This is a genomic window from Variovorax sp. P4_B11 (assembly GCF_056402355.1).
On record NZ_JBFUHO010000081.1, the window covers coordinates 14,324 to 30,420 of the forward strand.

The 16,097-nt window shown below is 67.5% G+C and carries 16 protein-coding genes; 10 read left to right on the forward strand and 6 right to left on the reverse strand.

Features of this window, described 5'->3' with window-relative positions:
• Positions 1 to 18: 18 nt before the first annotated feature.
• From AC1DYD_RS36800 to AC1DYD_RS36810, 3 genes are read left to right on the forward strand one after another with little or no spacing between them, the layout of a single operon-like run.
• A complete protein-coding gene (locus AC1DYD_RS36800) occupies positions 19 to 849 on the forward strand; it encodes an acyl-CoA thioesterase (RefSeq protein WP_478177676.1) in 831 nt (276 codons plus the stop codon).
• Between the two features lie 55 nt (positions 850 to 904).
• Positions 905 to 1,498: a 2-hydroxychromene-2-carboxylate isomerase gene (locus AC1DYD_RS36805; protein ID WP_478177677.1), complete on the forward strand. Its 594-nt coding sequence runs from the start codon at positions 905 to 907 to the stop codon at positions 1,496 to 1,498.
• 49 nt (positions 1,499 to 1,547) lie between these two features.
• The gene (locus AC1DYD_RS36810; RefSeq protein ID WP_478177678.1) at positions 1,548 to 2,312 is read left to right on the forward strand and encodes an enoyl-CoA hydratase; all 765 of its coding nucleotides are present in this window, start codon (positions 1,548 to 1,550) and stop codon (positions 2,310 to 2,312) included.
• Positions 2,313 to 2,432: 120 nt separating this feature from the next.
• Here the strand turns inward: AC1DYD_RS36810 and AC1DYD_RS36815 are convergent, their stop codons facing one another.
• The gene (locus tag AC1DYD_RS36815) at positions 2,433 to 2,852 is read right to left on the reverse strand and encodes an acyl-CoA thioesterase (protein ID WP_478177679.1); all 420 of its coding nucleotides are present in this window, start codon (positions 2,850 to 2,852) and stop codon (positions 2,433 to 2,435) included.
• Between the two features lie 194 nt (positions 2,853 to 3,046).
• Here AC1DYD_RS36815 and AC1DYD_RS36820 point away from each other — a divergent pair, with 194 nt between their 5' ends.
• Positions 3,047 to 4,879, forward strand: a complete 1,833-nt coding sequence (locus AC1DYD_RS36820) for an ABCB family ABC transporter ATP-binding protein/permease (RefSeq protein ID WP_478177680.1) — start codon at positions 3,047 to 3,049, stop codon at positions 4,877 to 4,879.
• 32 nt (positions 4,880 to 4,911) lie between these two features.
• Positions 4,912 to 5,856, forward strand: coding sequence for a 2-hydroxyacid dehydrogenase (locus AC1DYD_RS36825; RefSeq protein WP_478177681.1), 945 nt, complete (start codon positions 4,912 to 4,914; stop codon positions 5,854 to 5,856).
• Between the two features lie 522 nt (positions 5,857 to 6,378).
• Here AC1DYD_RS36825 and AC1DYD_RS36830 read toward each other — a convergent pair.
• A complete protein-coding gene (locus AC1DYD_RS36830) occupies positions 6,379 to 7,830 on the reverse strand; it encodes an amidase (RefSeq protein ID WP_478177682.1) in 1,452 nt (483 codons plus the stop codon).
• 61 nt (positions 7,831 to 7,891) lie between these two features.
• Here AC1DYD_RS36830 and AC1DYD_RS36835 point away from each other — a divergent pair, with 61 nt between their 5' ends.
• The 5 genes from AC1DYD_RS36835 (at position 7,892) to AC1DYD_RS36855 (ending at position 12,388) form a co-directional block, all read left to right on the forward strand.
• Positions 7,892 to 8,845, forward strand: coding sequence for a LysR substrate-binding domain-containing protein (locus AC1DYD_RS36835; protein ID WP_478177683.1), 954 nt, complete (start codon positions 7,892 to 7,894; stop codon positions 8,843 to 8,845).
• Positions 8,846 to 9,146: 301 nt separating this feature from the next.
• Positions 9,147 to 10,049 (forward strand): transporter substrate-binding domain-containing protein, encoded by a 903-nt coding sequence (locus AC1DYD_RS36840; protein ID WP_478177684.1) that lies wholly within the window; start codon positions 9,147 to 9,149, stop codon positions 10,047 to 10,049.
• Positions 10,050 to 10,139: 90 nt separating this feature from the next.
• Positions 10,140 to 10,865, forward strand: coding sequence for an amino acid ABC transporter permease (locus AC1DYD_RS36845; protein WP_478177685.1), 726 nt, complete (start codon positions 10,140 to 10,142; stop codon positions 10,863 to 10,865).
• A 90-nt stretch (positions 10,866 to 10,955) separates the two neighbouring features.
• Complete coding sequence (locus AC1DYD_RS36850; protein ID WP_478177686.1) at positions 10,956 to 11,621, forward strand: amino acid ABC transporter permease; 666 nt, start codon at positions 10,956 to 10,958, stop codon at positions 11,619 to 11,621.
• 29 nt (positions 11,622 to 11,650) lie between these two features.
• Positions 11,651 to 12,388 carry an amino acid ABC transporter ATP-binding protein gene (locus tag AC1DYD_RS36855; RefSeq protein WP_478177692.1) on the forward strand — a complete coding sequence of 246 codons (738 nt, stop codon included), beginning with the start codon at positions 11,651 to 11,653 and terminating at the stop codon, positions 12,386 to 12,388.
• Between the two features lie 265 nt (positions 12,389 to 12,653).
• Here AC1DYD_RS36855 and AC1DYD_RS36860 read toward each other — a convergent pair whose 3' ends face one another.
• The 4 genes from AC1DYD_RS36860 to AC1DYD_RS36875 form a co-directional block, all read right to left on the reverse strand.
• Positions 12,654 to 13,688 (reverse strand): DctP family TRAP transporter solute-binding subunit, encoded by a 1,035-nt coding sequence (locus tag AC1DYD_RS36860; protein WP_478177687.1) that lies wholly within the window; start codon positions 13,686 to 13,688, stop codon positions 12,654 to 12,656.
• A gap of 154 nt (positions 13,689 to 13,842) precedes the next feature.
• Positions 13,843 to 15,141 carry a TRAP transporter large permease gene (locus tag AC1DYD_RS36865; RefSeq protein ID WP_478177688.1) on the reverse strand — a complete coding sequence of 433 codons (1,299 nt, stop codon included), beginning with the start codon at positions 15,139 to 15,141 and terminating at the stop codon, positions 13,843 to 13,845.
• Positions 15,138 to 15,698: a TRAP transporter small permease gene (locus AC1DYD_RS36870; protein WP_478177689.1), complete on the reverse strand. Its 561-nt coding sequence runs from the start codon at positions 15,696 to 15,698 to the stop codon at positions 15,138 to 15,140. Before AC1DYD_RS36870 ends, AC1DYD_RS36865 begins: the two co-directional genes overlap by 4 nt.
• Before the next feature lie 187 nt (positions 15,699 to 15,885).
• The coding region (locus tag AC1DYD_RS36875; protein WP_478177690.1) for an electron transfer flavoprotein subunit alpha/FixB family protein at positions 15,886 to 16,097 on the reverse strand (212 nt) is incomplete at its 5' end.

The following is a 16,097-nucleotide window of genomic DNA, read 5'->3' on the forward strand; positions in this document are numbered from 1 at the left end:
CGGAGGCACACTGCGAGCATGAAGACACACCCTCTCGACAAGGCCCTCGACCTGGCGCACAGCGACATCCAGGCGGGATGCTTCACCGGTGCCACAAGCCCGGACTACTGGAACATGGTCGGCCCGTTCGGCGGCACGACCGCCGCGGTGATGCTGCAGGCCGTGCTGCGTCATCCAGACCTTCTCGGCGAGCCGGTGGCGGTCACGGTGAACTACGCGGCAGCGGTGGGCGAGGGCGCTTTCGAGGTGCTCGCGGTGCCGGTGCGCACCAATCGCTCGACCCAGCACTGGACGATCCAGATGTCGCAGGCCGGCGCCGACGGCAAGCCGCACGTGACCACCACCGGCACCGCGGTCACCGCGCTGCGGCGCGAGACCTGGGGCACCAGCGATTTGCCGATGCCCGAGGGGCCGCCGCCGTCGGCAGTCGAGCGCGCGAGCCTCGGTCCGTCAAGGGCCGCCTGGCCCCACCAGTACGAGATGCGGCCGATCATCGGTGCGATCCCGACCGTGTGGGACGGCGGCGGCGACGCCAGCGAGACGCGGATGTGGCTACGGGACGCCGAACCGCGGCCGCTGGACTTCGCCGCGCTGATGGCGCTCAGCGACACCTTCTACCCGCGGGTCTGGCTGCGGCGCGCCACGCCGGTGCCGATCGGCACGGTGTCGATCACGACCTACTTCCACACCGACGCCGCACTGCTGGCCGAGGTGGGCACCGGCTACCTGCTGGGCCGCGCCACCGGGCAGCAGTTCCGCAACGGCTACTTCGACCAGGCCGCGCAGCTCTGGAGCGAGTCGGGGGCGCTGCTGGCCACCAGCAACCAGATCGTCTACTTCAAAGAGTGAGCGACCGAAGGAGCGCCGGTGTTGCGACAATGAAGAGAACGACCAGGAGACCCGCATGACGACGAAATCCGTCGACTTCTATTTCGACTTCGGCAGTCCGGCCACCTACCTCGCCTACACCCAGCTGCCGCAGCTGTGCGCCGACACCGGGGCGGTGCTGGTCTGGAAGCCGATGCTGCTCGGCGGCGTGTTCCAGGCCACGGGCAACCACTCGCCGGCGGAGATCCCGGCCAAGCGGCCCTACCTCCACGCCGACCTGAAGCGCTTTGCCCTGCGCTACGGCGTGCCCTTCAGGCACAACCCGCATTTCCCGATCAACACGCTGCTGCTGATGCGCGGCGCCACCGGCCTGCAGATGCGCGAGCCCGAGCGCTTCGGCGCCTATGTGGATGCGATGTTCCACGCGATGTGGGTCGAGCCGCAGAACCTCAATGATCCCGCCATGGTCGCGACCGTGCTGCAGGCGGCCGGCTTCGATGCCGCCCAGATGCTGGCGCTCGCCAATGACCAGGAGGTCAAGGACCAGCTGAAGGCCACCACCCAGGAGGCGGTGCAGCGTGGCGTGTTCGGCGCTCCCACCCTGTTCGTCGGCGACCAGATGTTCTGGGGCCAGGACCGGCTCGATTTTGTTCGCGAGGCGCTTGCTTGACCGCGGCCCGGCGGCGGCCTGATATTCATTTTTTTAGCAAGGATCCACCATGAGCGACATCCTCGTCCACACCGAAGCCGGCGTGATGACCCTGACCTTCAACCGACTCGACAAGAAGAATTCGATCACCAGCGCGATGTACGGCGCGCTGGCCGACGCGCTGGTGCAGGCCGAGCAGGACGGCGCCGTGCGCGCGGTGCTGATCCAGGGCGACGCCACGATCTTCAGCGCCGGCAACGACATCGGCGACTTCCTCAACCAGCCGCCATCGACCGAGGAGTCGCCGGTGTTCCGATTCCTGCGCGGCATCGCGAGCTTCCCGAAACCGATCGTGGCCGCGGTCTGCGGTCCGGCGGTGGGCATCGGCACCACGATGCTGTTCCACTGCGACCTCGTCTATGCCGGTGACAACGCGGCCTTCTCGATGCCCTTCGTGAACCTGGGCCTGTGCCCCGAAGCCGCGTCGAGCCTGCTGGTGCCGCAGATGTTCGGCTACCACCGCGCGGCCGAAGCGCTGCTGCTGGGTGAACCTTTCATGGCCGAAGCGGCGCTCGAAGTGGGCCTGGTCAACCGCGTGGTGCCGCCGACCGAGGCCAATGGCATCGCCCAGGCGCAGGCGCGCAAGCTGGCGGCGAAGCCCTTGAGCGCCCTGATCGAGACCAAGCGGCTGATGAAGAAGTCGCAGCAGCCGGCGCTGCTCGAGCGCATGGCCGAGGAAGGCCAGAGCTTCGGGCGCATGCTGCGCGAGCCGGCGGCGCGCGAGGCCTTCACGGCTTTCATGGAAAAGCGCCGCCCCGACTTCTCGAAACTTTGATCTCCCCCAGGTTGCCCCGCACTTCGTGTCGGGGCGCCCACCCCCTCTCCGGGGGCAACACCAGCGGCCCCGGCAGGGGGTGGGCGGGCTACACGAAGTGAGCCCAACCTGGGGGCGAGCCTATTTTTCGATGGGGCGGGGGCGGCCGTTGTCGTCGATCGCGACGTAGGTGAAGGTGGCTTCGGTCACCTTGATGTACTCGCCCTGCGCCCGGAAGCGTTCGGCGAAGACCTCGACCGTCACCGTGATCGAGGTGCGCCCGATGCGCACCAGCTTCGAGTAGAACGACAGGATGTCGCCGAGCCGCACCGGCTGCTTGAAGATGAACTCGTTGACCGCCACGGTCGCCATCCGGCCCTTGGCGTGGCGCGCCGGAATCACCGAGCCGGCCAGGTCGCACTGGGCCATGACCCAGCCGCCGAAGATGTCGCCGTTGGCGTTGCAGTCGGCCGGCATCGGGATCACCTTGAGCACCAGCTCCATGTCGGCCGGAAGGCTCTTGAGCGTGGCGGTGAGGTTGGCGCTGGAATTGGCGGACATAGGCACAATCTGGATAGAAACGAACAACCACGGAATCGGCTCAGCTCTTTAGATTCGCACGGCGTGCCAACCCAGGGATACCGCAGAACTGGCTTCGCCAGGCTGCTGGTATCGCCCCCTTGCAGGGGGTGGGTGAAGCGCACGCGGTGCGCGAAGCATGGGGGTGAGCAGGTTCCCAGCCACGATTGTCTCCCATGCGCCGCAGCGGCGAAGCACTTTCCTCTCCCCACCCCACCTCGGCGGGTACGCCCGCCCGCAGCGATCGCTCGGACTGGGCGACGCTGCGGCGGCTCTTCCCCTATCTGTGGCGCTACAAATGGCGCGTGATGGCGGCGCTCTCCTTCATGGTCGGCGCCAAGGTGGCCAACGTCGGCGTGCCGGTGCTGCTCAAGAACCTGGTCGACGCGATGTCGATCAAGCCCGGCAGCGCGGCGGCGCTGCTGGTGGTGCCGTTCGGCCTGCTGGTCGCCTACGGGCTGCTGCGGCTGTCGACCGCGGTCTTCAACGAGCTGCGCGAACTGGTCTTCGCCAAGGCCACCGAGGGGGCGGCGCGCAGCATTTCGCTGGAGGTGTTCCAGCACCTGCACGCGCTGAGCCTGCGCTTCCACCTCGAGCGCCAGACCGGCGGCATGACGCGCGACATCGAGCGCGGCACGCGCGGCGTGCATTCGCTGATCTCGATGTCGCTCTACAGCATCGTGCCGACCCTCATCGAGCTGACGCTGGTGCTGAGCATCCTGGGCGTCAAGTTCGACGCGGGCTTCGTCTGGATCACGCTGGCCGCGCTGGTGGTCTACATCGTCTTCACCGTGACCGTGACCGAGTGGCGCACCAAGTTCCGCAAGACCATGAACGAGCTCGACTCGGTGGCGCAGAGCCATGCGGTCGATTCGCTGCTCAACTACGAGACGGTCAAGTACTTCAACAACGAGGGCTTCGAGGCCGGCCGCTACGACGCCAGCCTGGAGCGCTACCGCAAGGCGGCGGTCAAGAGCCAGACCACGCTGAGCATGCTGAACGCCGGCCAGCAGTGCCTGATCGCGGTCAGCCTGGTCGCGATGCTGTACCGCGCCACGCAGGGTGTGGTCGACGGCCAAATGACGCTGGGCGACCTGGTGATGGTCAACGCCTTCATGATCCAGCTCTACATTCCGCTCAATTTCCTCGGCGTGATCTACCGCGAGATCAAGCAGAGCCTGACCGACCTGGACAAGATGTTCGTGCTGCTCGAGAAGGAGCGCGAGGTGCGCGACGCGCCGGAGGCCCGGCCGCTGGCGGGCCACGATTCCACGGTGCGCTTCGAGGACGTGAGCTTTGCCTACGAGGCGGCGCGGCCGATCCTCAAGCACGTGAGCTTCGAGATTCCGGCCGGCAAGACGGTGGCGGTGGTCGGGCCGTCGGGCTCCGGCAAGTCGACCTTGGCGCGGCTGCTCTACCGCTTCTACGACGTCCAGCAGGGCCGCATCACGATCGGCGCAGAGGACATCCGGCAGGTCACGCAGGCCAGCGTCCGGCAGGCGATCGGCATCGTGCCGCAGGACACCGTGCTGTTCAACGACACGGTCGAATACAACATCGCCTACGGCCGTCCGGGCGCCAGCCGCGAGGAGGTGGAGGAGGCGGCGCGGGCGGCGCGCATCCACGACTTCATCGTCCACACGCCCAAGGGCTACGAGACCATGGTTGGCGAGCGCGGGCTCAAGCTGTCGGGCGGCGAGAAGCAGCGCGTGGCGATCGCGCGCACCTTGCTCAAGAACCCGCCGATCGTGATCTTCGACGAGGCCACCTCGGCGCTCGACTCGGCCAACGAGCGGGCGATCCAGTCGGAGCTCAAGAGCGCGGCGCGCAACAAGACCACGCTGGTGATCGCGCACCGGCTGTCGACGGTGGTCGACGCGCACGAGATCCTGGTGCTCGAGAGCGGCGTGATCGTCGAGCGCGGCACCCATGCCGAGCTGCTGGCGAGCCAGGGCAAGTACGCCCAGATGTGGCGGCTGCAGAAGCTCGAGGCCGAGCCGGTGCTGTGAACCTCTTTTCTTGATTCAGGAGCATGTCGAGAATGTCCGAGAAGACTCCCCTGTTGGTCCTCAACAGCCTGTCGCCAGCCCACCAGGCGCAGGTCGCCGCGGCCTATGACATGAGCTATCTGCCGGTGCCGGCGCAGGCCGAGCGCGATGCGCTGATCGCCGCCCAGGGCGGGCGCTTCCGCGCCGTGTTGACGATCGGCTCGATCGGTCTCACGGCCGCGGAGATCGCCGCGATGCCGAAGCTGGAACTGGTGTGCTGCATGGGCGCGGGCTATGAAGGCGTCGCGCTGGAGGCGGCGCGTGCGCGCGGCATCGCGCTCGCGAACGGAGCGGGCACCAACGACGACTGCGTGGCCGACCATGCCTTCGGCCTGCTGATCGGCGCCATGCGCCACATCCGCACGCTCGACCGGCTGTGCCGCGAAGGCGTGCGGCGCGAGACGATTGCGCATCCGCCCAATGTCTCCGGCAAGCGCCTGGGCATCGTCGGGCTGGGCGCCATCGGCCAGAAGATCGCCAGGCGCGGCGCGGGCTTCGACATGGAGATCGGCTACCACAACCGCAAGCCACGCGAGGGCGTGTCGCACCGCTACTTCGACAGCCTGCTGGCGCTGGCCGGGTGGGCCGACATCCTGGTGGTCGCGACGCCGGGCGGCGCCGACACCCGGCATCTGGTGGATGCCGCCGTCCTCGATGCACTGGGGCCGCAGGGTTTCCTGGTCAACATCTCGCGCGGCAGCGTGGTCGACACCGAGGCGCTTGCCGCCGCGCTGCGGGAAGACCGTGTCGCCGGGGCCGGGCTCGACGTCTACGAAAGCGAGCCACTGCCGCCCGCACCGCTGGTCGGGCTCGACAACGTGCTGCTGACGCCGCACATGGCAGGTTGGTCGCCGGAGGCGACGCAGGCCTCGTTCGATCGCTTCCTGGCGAATGCCGAAGGGCACTTTTCGGGGCGTGGGGTGGTGTCGGCTATCTGATCGCCTTGTCGTCTACGTGGCGTGGGCGGCGGTGGCGGGCGGTATGCCCCGGGCCGGCCGACGTCACCGGCCGCTTCGCGGCTGCCCTGCGCTGCTCGCGGTACGCGGGGTCTCGCTCAAACTCGCCTTCGGCTCAAACAGTCGCGAGCCCTGATCCGCGTACCGCTGCGCTGCTCGGCGGTGCCTCAACGGCCGGCCCGGGGCATGCCGCCCACCGCCGCTGACACGCTGGGGGCGAACTGTCCGCCTCGACGGTCGATGGGCGCGCAGGTCTCTGACGTTGGAGGCGCCTGCCCGCGTCGCACACCCCCAAGCCCGGCATGCGGTGCGGGACGGGCGATCCCCTCTGCGCCGCTGAGGAGCGCAGCTTCAGGCGGATAAAGGGCCGCGCGTGTTTGAGCGAAGCGAGTTTCGCGCGGACCCCGCCTGAAGCGAGCACCGCAAGGCAGCCCGAAGGGCCGGCGCAGTGGGGTCGACTGGCCCGTACCGCGTGCCGGGCGCCCCTCCAAAGCTCAGGAAAGTTCAGGAAGACGATCCAAGCACCGGCGGATGAACCGCGCCCCACCCACAGGCCAGGTCATACGCATGCCCGAGCCGCAGCACCGCCATGTCCGCATGCACCGGCCCCGCGATCTGCAGCCCCATCGGCAGTCCATCCTCATTGAATCCCGCCCGCACATTGAGCGTCGGCAGTCCGGCCAGCGTGAAGGGCGTGACGATCTCCATCCAGCGGTGGTAGGTGTCGCTCTCCACACCGCCGACCGACTTGGGCCAGGTCAGCGTCGCGTCGAACGGAAAGACCTGCGCCGTCGGCGCCACCACGAAGTCGAAGCGCTCGAAGGCCCGCAGGAAGGCTCGGTAGACGTTCGAGCGATAGACCGATGCCTGGTACAGCGCTGCGGCGTCGAGCAACTGGCTTTGCTCGATCTCCCAGCGCGCCTCGGGCTTGAGCCTGCCGCGCAGCGCCGGGTCGGCATGGGCGGCGCCCAGCTTGCCGCCGACCAGCAGCTGGCGCAGTCGCAGCCAGGCGGTCCAGTTCTGTTCGCGCGGCACCTCGAGCTGGTGCGGCTCGACCTCGCAGCCGAGCTCGCGGAAGGTCTGCAGCGCCTTCTCGCACAGCTCGCGCACGCCGGGCGCCAGCGGCAGCTCGGGCCAGATGCTGCCGAGCCAGCCGACGCGCAGGCCCCGGGTCTCGCCGTCGAGCCGAAGCGCGTCGGGCGAGGGCAGGGCGCCTTCCAGCGACAGCGGCAGCCGCGGATCGAAGCCCGCCTGCACCGCAAGCAGCCGCGCGGCATCCTCGACCGTGCGCGCCATCGGTCCCTCGGTGCCGAGCTGCTGCAGGAACAGCTCGTCGTCGGGCGCCCCCGGCACCCGCCCCCGCGAAGGCCGCAAGCCGATCACGTTGTTGAAGGCGGCGGGGTTGCGCAGCGAGCCGCCCATATCGCTGCCGTCGGCCACCGGCAGCATGCCGAGGGCCAGCGCCACCGCAGCGCCGCCGCTGCTGCCGCCGGCGCTGAGCGCGGGCTGCCAGGCGTTCAGGGTGGTGCCGAAGACCGTGTTGTAGGTGTGCGAGCCGAGCCCGAATTCCGGCGTGTTGGTCTTGCCGATCACGATCGCCCCGGCGCCGCGCATGCGCGCCACGTGCAGGCTGTCGTTGCGTGCCGGCGTCCGCGGCGCGATCGGCGATCCCATCGAGGTCGGCAGGCCGGCGGCATGGCTCAGGTCCTTGACCGCCAGCGGGAAGCCGTGCATCCAGCCGAGGCGCTCGCCGCGCGCGAGCTGGGCATCGCGTTCGTCCGCCTCGACCCGCAACTGGCCGGGGTCGCGCAGCGAGACGATCGCATTGAAGCGCGGGTTGAGTGCGTCGATGCGCGCCAGCGCCGCAGCCATCAGCTCGCGGCAGGACACGGTGCGGGCCGCGATCAGCTGCGACAGGCGCGTGGCGTCGAGGGCGAGGAGGTCGGCAGCATTCATGGCGGTGGCGGGCTCGTTGGCGGTGCGCGCCAGTATGTCGCAGCGCTCGCATAATCGCCCGATGGAAACCAAGTGGCTCGAAGACTTCGTCAGCCTGGCAGAGACCCGCAGCTTCAGCCGATCCGCCCAGCTGCGCCATGTGACCCAACCGGCCTTCTCGCGCCGCATCCAGGCGCTCGAGGGCTGGGCCGGGACCGACCTGGTCGACCGCAGCTCCTATCCCACCCGCCTGACGCCCGCCGGCCAGACCCTCTACGGCCAGGCGATCGAGATGCTGCAGGCGCTGCAGAGCACCCGCGCCATGCTGCGCGGGCATTCGGCGGTGGCGCAGGACGTGATCGAGTTCGCGATCCCGCACACGCTCGCCTTCACCTTCTTCCCGGCCTGGATCACCAGCCTGCGCGAGCAGTTCGGGCCGATGAAGAGCCGGCTGATCGCGCTCAATGTGCACGATGCCGTGCTGCGCCTGGTCGAGGGCAGCTGCGACGTGCTGATCGCCTACCACCATCCCTCCCAGCCGCTGCCGCTGGATGCCAACCGCTATGAGATGGTGAGCCTCGGCGAGGAGGTGGTCGCGCCCTGGGTCAAACCCGATGCCGAAGGCGCGCCGCGCTACCGCCTGCCGGGCCGGCCCGGCCAGCCGCTGCCCTATCTGGGCTATGCGCCGGGCGCCTACCTCGGGCGCGTGGTCGACCAGCTGCTGAAGGAGTCCGGCACTGCGATCCATCTCGACCGCGTCTATGAGACCGACATGGCAGAAGGCCTCAAGGTGATGGCGCTCGAAGGACATGGCATCGCCTTCTTGCCGCAGAGCGCTGTGCGCAAGGAGGTGCGCGCCCGCACGCTGGTGAGCGCGTTGCCGCCCGAGATCGATCGTCTGGATGCCACGATGGAGATCCGCGCCTACCGCGAGCGGCCGGGCGCGCCGGCCGCTGGCAAGACCGGCGCCCGCAGCGGCAAGGGTGCGGCCGATGCCCTGTGGACGTATCTGCTGCAGACCCAGCCCACGGCTTGAGGCCTGGGCCCGTCTCTTGTGCAGTGCACAAACTATGACGCGGTGACATGCCGACCGCTGGATTAGGCATTGGTCACCGAAGGCATGTCCCACTAAAGTCCGCCACACGTTTTTCGGGCACAAAGGGTGCTTTGAAGGAAGGGTTCACGGCATCCGCGAGGCGGCTTCGCGCGCGGTGGCGATGCCGACCGATCGTCGGTGCGCCCTCCCGCGGTGCAAGGCGCACCGGGTTGGTCCGGGTATGGCGCAGAATGCGGGCGTCTAGAATTTCGTGTCCATCTCTCAGTCTCAGGAGTCAAATATGAAGAAGCAGGTATTGGCAATTGCCGTGATGGTTCTCGCCGCAGGAGGCGCCTTCGCGCAGGCCAATGACACGCTGGCCAAGATCAAGTCCAGCGGTGCCGTCACGATGGGCGTGCGCGACTCGTCCGGCGCGCTGGCCTACACCATCGGCGACGGCAAGTACGTCGGCTTCCACACCGAGATGTCCGAGCGCATCCTGGCCGACATCCAGAAGCAGCTCGGCCTGCCCAAGCTGGAGATCAAGCGCCAGCTGGTGACCTCGCAGAACCGCGTGCCGCTGGTGCAGAACGGCACCGTCGACCTCGAATGCGGCTCGACCACCAACAACGCCACGCGCCAGAAGGACGTCGCCTTCGCCGTCACCACCTACGTCGAGGAAGTGCGCATCGCGGTCAAGGCCAACTCGGGCATCAACTCGATCAAGGACCTCAACGGCAAGAGCGTGGTCACCACCACCGGAACGACCTCGGTGCAGACGCTGCGCAAGAACGAGCGCGCCCAGGGCATCGACTTCAAGGAAGTCATGGGCAAGGACCACGCCGACAGCTTCCTGCTGCTCGAGTCGGGCCGTGCCGACGCCTTCGTGATGGACGGCCAGATCCTGGCCGGCAATATCGCCAAGTCCAAGGCCCCCGCCGACTTCAAGGTCGTCGGCGACGCCCTGTCGGTCGAGCCGATCGCCTGCATGATGCGCAAGGACGACCCGGCCTTCAAGAAGGCGGTCGACGACAGCATCAAGCGCCAGATCGCCGACGGCTCGCTGGCCAAGCTCTACGACAAGTGGTTCATGCAGCCGATCCCGCCGACCAACACCAAGGTCGGCCTGCCGCTGTCGGAGGCCACCAAGGCCGCGTGGGCCAGCCCGAACGACAAGCCGATGGAAGACTACGCCAAGAAGTAAATCGCGTGGGCTGACGCGTGAACGAACGCCCGCCTCTTTCGGCGGGCGTTTGTTTTATGAGATGCCTCCAACAATCATCGAGGAGTTGAAATGGGAAAATGGGATTGGCAGGTCTTCCTGCAAGATCCGGGCGGCAAGATACCGACCTACTGGCAGTGGCTGGTGTCGGCCTGGGGCTGGACGGTGTCGGTGTCCTTGTGCTCGCTGGTCGTGGCGCTGGTGCTCGGCTCGCTGGTCGGCGTGATCCGCACGCTGCCCGACAGCCCCTGGCTGGTGCGTTTCGGCAATGTCTGGGTCGAGCTGTTCCGCAACATTCCGCTGCTGGTCCAGATCTTCATCTGGTACCACGTGGTGCCGAAGATGTTCCCCGTCATGTCGGGCCTGCCGCCCTTCATCCTGGTGGTGTTCGCGCTGGGCTTCTTCACCTCGGCCCGGATTGCCGAGCAGCTGCGCTCCGGCATCCAGGCGCTGCCCAAGGGCCAGCGCTACGCGGGCATGGCGGTGGGCTTCACGACGCCGCAGTACTACCGCTACGTGATCCTGCCGATGGCCTACCGGATCATCATCCCGCCGCTCACCAGCGAGTCGATGAACATCTTCAAGAACTCGTCGGTCGCCTTCGCGGTGTCGATTCCCGAGATGATCCAGTTCGCGATGCAGGCCGGCGAGGAGACCTCGCGCGTGACCGAGATGTACATGGCCGTGACCGTGCTCTACGTGATCTCGGCGATGGTCATCAACCGCATCATGGCCTGGGTCGAGAAGAGGGTCCGCGTGCCGGGCTTCGTCGTGGCCGGCACCGGCGGAGGACACTGACATGCACCCCCACGCTCATCACCTCGTGTATTCGCTGCCCCCCGAGGGGGCCGCAGGCCTCCCTTGGGGCGGCCCGGCGGGAGACCTGACATGAATCTCGACCTCACATTCTTCAGCTGGGCCGTCGTCAGCAGCTTCCTGCTGAAGGGCCTCTACTTCAGCGTGTTCCTGACGGTGGTCGCCACGCTCGGCGGCATCCTCTTCGGCACCCTCCTGGCGCTGATGCGGCTGTCGGGCAAGAAGTGGCTCGACATGCCCGCGGCCATCTACGTCAACGGCATGCGCAGCATTCCGCTGGTGATGGTGATCCTGTGGTTCTTCCTGCTGGTGCCCAACATCATCGGCCGGCCGATCGGGCCCGAGTACTCGGCGATCATCACCTTCGTCGCCTTCGAGGCCGCCTACTTCAGCGAGATCATGCGCGCCGGCATCCAGTCGATTCCGCGCGGGCAGGTGTTCGCGGGGCAGGCGGTGGGCATGACCTACGGCCAGAACATGAAGCTGGTGATCCTGCCGCAGGCCTTCCGCAACATGCTGCCGGTGCTGCTGACGCAGACCATCATCCTGTTCCAGGACACCTCGCTGGTCTACGCCATCGGCGCCTATGACCTGTTCAAGGGCTTCGACACCGCAGGCAAGAACTTCGGGCGCCCCGAAGAGGCCTACCTGCTGGCCGCCGTCGTCTACTTCGTGTTGTGCTATTCGCTGTCTTGGCTCGTCAAGCGTCTGCACAAGAAGATCGCCATCATCCGCTGAGCTGAAGGAGCAAACCGATGTCCGACAAAATGATTGAAATCAAGAACGTTTCCAAGTGGTATGGCCCGGTGCAGGTGCTCAACGACTGCTCGGTCGACATCGCCAAGGGCGATGTGGTGGTGGTCTGCGGGCCTTCGGGCTCGGGCAAGTCCACGCTGATCAAGACGGTGAACGCGCTGGAGCCCTTCCAGAAGGGCGAGATCACGGTCAACGGCATTCCGCTGCACGACCCCAAGACCAACCTGCCGAAGCTGCGCTCGAAAGTGGGCATGGTGTTCCAGCACTTCGAGCTCTTCCCGCATCTGTCGGTGACCGAGAACCTGACGATCGCGCAGATCAAGGTGCTCGGGCGCAGTGCCGACGAGGCCAAGACGCGGGGCTTGAAGATGCTCGACCGTGTGGGCCTGATGGCGCACAAGGACAAGTTCCCGGGCCAGCTGTCGGGCGGCCAGCAGCAGCGGGTGGCGATCGCCCGCGCGCTCTCCATGGACCCGATCGTGATGCTGTTCGACGAGCCCACGTCGGCGCTCGACCCCGAGATGGTCGGCGAAGTGCTCGACGTGATGGTGGCGCTGGCCAAGGAAGGCATGACCATGATGGTGGTCACGCACGAGATGGGCTTCGCGCGCAAGGTGGCGAGCCGCGTGATCTTCATCGACGTCGGCGGCCGCATCCTGGAAGACTGCTCGAAGGAGGAGTTCTTCACGCACCCGGAGAACCGGCAGCCGCGGACCAAGGACTTCTTGAACAAGATCCTGGCGCACTGAGCTCGCCCCCAGGTTGCCCGCACTTCGTGTCGGGCGCCCACCCCCTACCGGGGGCGCAGTCAGCGGCCCGGCAAAGCCGGTTCCGCGACTGCCCGCGAACGGGCGCGCCGTGCGCAGCCGAAAACAAGCACAGCGCCAGTATTCACCGGCCGGCGCAGCCCGGCCCTTTGGTGAAACACCGCGGAACCGGCTTTGCCGGGCCGCTGGTGTTGCCCCCGGTAGGGGGTGGGCGGGCTACACGAAGTGAGCCCAACCTGGGGGCGAGCTACTTCTTTCTCGCCGCAACCGCCTGCTCGGCCTGCGTCACCAGTTCCTTGCCGATGGTCGGCGTCCACTTGGCGTAGACCGGGCGGGTCGCCTTGACGAAGGCCTCGCGTTCGGCGGGCGTGAGTTGCGTCACGGTCACGCCCATCGCGGCGATGTCCTTGAGCACCGGCTTGTCGGGCTCGACCAGTCCCTTGCGGGCCAGGGCGATGTTCTGCTTGCCGGCATCGATCGCGGCCTGGCGCACGATGGCCTGGTCGGCCGGGGTCCACGCGCCCCACACCTCCTTGTTGACCACGAAGACCAGCGGGTCGGCCATGTAGCCCCAGGTGGTCACGTACTTCTGGCCCACGGTGTGCATCTTGAGCACGGTGAACAGGAACAGCGGGTTCTCCTGGCCGTCCACCGCGCCGCTGGCCAGCGCCGGCTGCGCGTCGGCCCAGCTCATCTGGGTCGGGTTGGCGCCCAGGGCGCTGAACATGTCGGAGAAGATCGGCGAGCCGACCACGCGGATCTTCATGCCCTTGAGGTCTTCCGGCGACTTGATCGGACGCTTCGAGTTGGTGATCTCGCGGTAGCCGTTCTCGCCCCAGGCCAGCGGCACCACGCCGGATTTGTCGAGGGTGGCGAAGATCTCCTTGCCGACCGCGCCCTGGGTCAGCGCATCGACCGCCGCGTAGTCGGGCATCAGGAAGGGCAGCGAGAACAGGTTGAGCTGCTTGACCTGCGGCGACCAGTTGATGGTCGAGCCGACCGCCATGTCGATCACGCCCTGGCGCAGCGCACTGAACTCGCGCGTCTGGTCGCCCTGGATCAGCGACACGCCCGGGTACAGCTTGATGTTGATGCGGCCCTGGGTGCGCTCCTTCACGAGATCGGCCCAGATGCGGCCGGCCTCGCCCCACGGCGTCGGCGGACCCAGCACCAGCGACATCTTGTATTCGGCCTTGTAGCTTTGCGCCTGCGCAGCCACCGAGAAGCCGCCGAGGGCGGCCGCCACGGCCAGCAGGCCGAGCAGGGAACGACGGAATTTCATGGATCAGTCTCCTTTTTGTGAACAAACAAAACAAACCTCGTCCCACCGTCCGGTCTTTGCGGGAAACACCGCGGAACTGGCTTTGCCAGGCCGCTGGTGTTGCCCCCGGCCGGGGGTGGGCGGCTACACGAAGTGAGCCAACCTGGGGGCGAGCTCAATACCCCAGCTTGCGCGGGAGCCAGAGCGCCAGCTCCGGCCACGCGATCACCGCCACCATCACGAGGAACATCGCGAACAGCATCCAGCCGACCCAGCGCACGGTCTCTTCCATGCGCACGTTGGCGATGCGGCAGGACACCATCAGGTTCACGGCCAGCGGCGGCGTGAACTGGCCGAGGGCCACCTTGAGCGTGAGGATGACGCCGAACCACACCGGGTCCCACTTGTAGTGCTGCACGATCGGCCACAGCAGCGGCACGAAGATCAGGAAGATCGAGACGCCGTCGAGGAACATGCCGACCGTGATCAGCAGCAGGATCAGCAGCGACAGCACGCCGTATTCGCCGAGGCCCGAATTGACGATCGCGCGCGTGACCGGATCGATCACGCCGAGGGTGGACAGCGAGTAGGCGAAGATGCCCGCCAGCGACACCACCAGCAGGATCACGGCCGACAACTCGCCCGATTCGCGCAGGATCACGAACAGGTCGCGGACCTTGATCGTGCGGTGGATCGCCATGCCGACGAAGAGACCGTAGAACACCGCCACCACCGCGGCCTCGGTCGGCGTGAAGAGACCGGCGCGCATGCCGCCGAGGATCAGCACCGGCGCCGCCAGGCCCCAGATCGCATCGCGAAAACTCGCCCAGAAGGCCGGGCGCGGCAGGCTGGACTCGAGCGCGCCCATCTTGTTCTTGCGCGCCAGCCAGACCGCCGGAACGATCAGCGCCACGCCGGCCAGGATGCCGGGGATCATGCCGGCCGCGAACAGCGCCGGCACGGATGCACCGGGGACCAGCACCGAATAGACGATGAAGGCGACCGAGGGCGGGATCAGGATGTCGGTGGCCGCCGCCGCGCCGACCACGCTGGCCGAGTAGGCCGGCGGGTAGCCGGCGCGCGACATGGCGGTGATCATCACGGCGCCGACCGCGGCGGCGTTGGCCGGGCCCGAGCCCGAGATGCCGCCGAGGAACATCGCCACCACGATCGCCACCAGCGGCAGCATGCCGGGGCCGCGGCCGACGATGGCGATCGCGAAGTTGACGAGGCGCAGCGCCACGCCCGAGCGGTCGAAGATCGAGCCGACCAGCACGAACATCGGGATCGCGAGCAGCGGGTACTTGCCGAGGCCGGCATAGAAGTTCTGCGGCACGGCCAGCAGGCCGAACCACTGGGCGTCGCTGTTGGCGAGTGCGATGCAGGCGGCGCCGGCGAGGCCCAGTGCGGCGCCGATCGGCACGCCGGCCAGCATCATCGCCACGAAGGCGACGAAGAGCAGGGTGGGGATCATCGCTGCGAATCGCCGTAGTTGGTCTTGCGGCCGCGGCGGATGAACAGGCCCAGGGCGCGCAGCGCGATCGCGAAGGACACGATCGGCAGCCAGATCGAATACCACCATTGCGGCACGCCGATGCCGGGCGAGGTTTCCTCGAAGCGGTAGTCGTCCCAGACCACGCGCACGCTGAGCGCGCCGATCAGCAGGAACAGCAGGCCGACCATGAGGGCGCCGAACCGCGCCAGCCGTTTGCGCCGCGCCATGCTGCCGCTCTCGGCGAAGTACTCGATCCGGATGTGGCGGTCGCGCGCCACCGCCGCGGAGCCCGCCACCAGCGCCAGCAGGATCATCAGGAAGACCGAGAACTCCTCGGTCCAGGCGAAGGACGAGTCGGTGAAGTAGCGCACCAGCACGTTGGCGAAGGTGATGCAGGCCAGCATGCCCATGATGAGCACGGTGGCCCAGTCCTCGATCGCGAGGGGAACGCGGGTCGGCTCGTCGGCGGCTTCGATTTCAGGGGGGAGGGGACTGGCGGCGTCCAGCACGGGGCCGGACTCGGTGGGAGGGGTCATCGGGGGCAGCTGGAAGGTGGAACCACGTCGTGTCACCGGGCGGACGCCGGGACGCGGTCCAAGCACCTCGACAGGGAAGCAGTCACGGATCGTAACGATCCATGACCATATTCCTATCGGGGGTTTCCTTAGAACCTGTTTGCGACCCCAGGGAGATCGCAAACAGGTTCTCAGCTGCCGCCCAGGATCAGAGCGCCTTGACCAGTTCCGGCACGGCCGTGAACAGGTCGGCGACCAGGCCGTAGTCGGCCACCGAGAAGATCGGGGCCTCCTCGTCCTTGTTGATCGCCACGATCACCTTCGAGTCCTTCATGCCCGCCAGATGCTGGATCGCGCCCGAGATGCCGCAGGCGATGTACAGCTGCGGGGCCACGATCTTGCCGGTCTGGCCCACTTGCC

Coding starts and splice junctions, on each gene's coding strand:
- AC1DYD_RS36860 (WP_478177687.1), bottom strand. CDS start 13,688: ATGAAATTCCGTCGTTCCCTGCTCGGCCTGCTGGCCGTGGCGGCCGCC.
- AC1DYD_RS36810 (WP_478177678.1), top strand. CDS start 1,548: ATGAGCGACATCCTCGTCCACACCGAAGCCGGCGTGATGACCCTGACC.
- AC1DYD_RS36815 (WP_478177679.1), bottom strand. CDS start 2,852: ATGTCCGCCAATTCCAGCGCCAACCTCACCGCCACGCTCAAGAGCCTT.
- AC1DYD_RS36840 (WP_478177684.1), top strand. CDS start 9,147: ATGAAGAAGCAGGTATTGGCAATTGCCGTGATGGTTCTCGCCGCAGGA.
- AC1DYD_RS36855 (WP_478177692.1), top strand. CDS start 11,651: ATGATTGAAATCAAGAACGTTTCCAAGTGGTATGGCCCGGTGCAGGTG.
- AC1DYD_RS36845 (WP_478177685.1), top strand. CDS start 10,140: ATGGGAAAATGGGATTGGCAGGTCTTCCTGCAAGATCCGGGCGGCAAG.
- AC1DYD_RS36870 (WP_478177689.1), bottom strand. CDS start 15,698: ATGACCCCTCCCACCGAGTCCGGCCCCGTGCTGGACGCCGCCAGTCCC.
- AC1DYD_RS36850 (WP_478177686.1), top strand. CDS start 10,956: ATGAATCTCGACCTCACATTCTTCAGCTGGGCCGTCGTCAGCAGCTTC.
- AC1DYD_RS36830 (WP_478177682.1), bottom strand. CDS start 7,830: ATGAATGCTGCCGACCTCCTCGCCCTCGACGCCACGCGCCTGTCGCAG.
- AC1DYD_RS36865 (WP_478177688.1), bottom strand. CDS start 15,141: ATGATCCCCACCCTGCTCTTCGTCGCCTTCGTGGCGATGATGCTGGCC.
- AC1DYD_RS36800 (WP_478177676.1), top strand. CDS start 19: ATGAAGACACACCCTCTCGACAAGGCCCTCGACCTGGCGCACAGCGAC.
- AC1DYD_RS36805 (WP_478177677.1), top strand. CDS start 905: ATGACGACGAAATCCGTCGACTTCTATTTCGACTTCGGCAGTCCGGCC.
- AC1DYD_RS36825 (WP_478177681.1), top strand. CDS start 4,912: ATGTCCGAGAAGACTCCCCTGTTGGTCCTCAACAGCCTGTCGCCAGCC.
- AC1DYD_RS36820 (WP_478177680.1), top strand. CDS start 3,047: ATGCGCCGCAGCGGCGAAGCACTTTCCTCTCCCCACCCCACCTCGGCG.
- AC1DYD_RS36835 (WP_478177683.1), top strand. CDS start 7,892: ATGGAAACCAAGTGGCTCGAAGACTTCGTCAGCCTGGCAGAGACCCGC.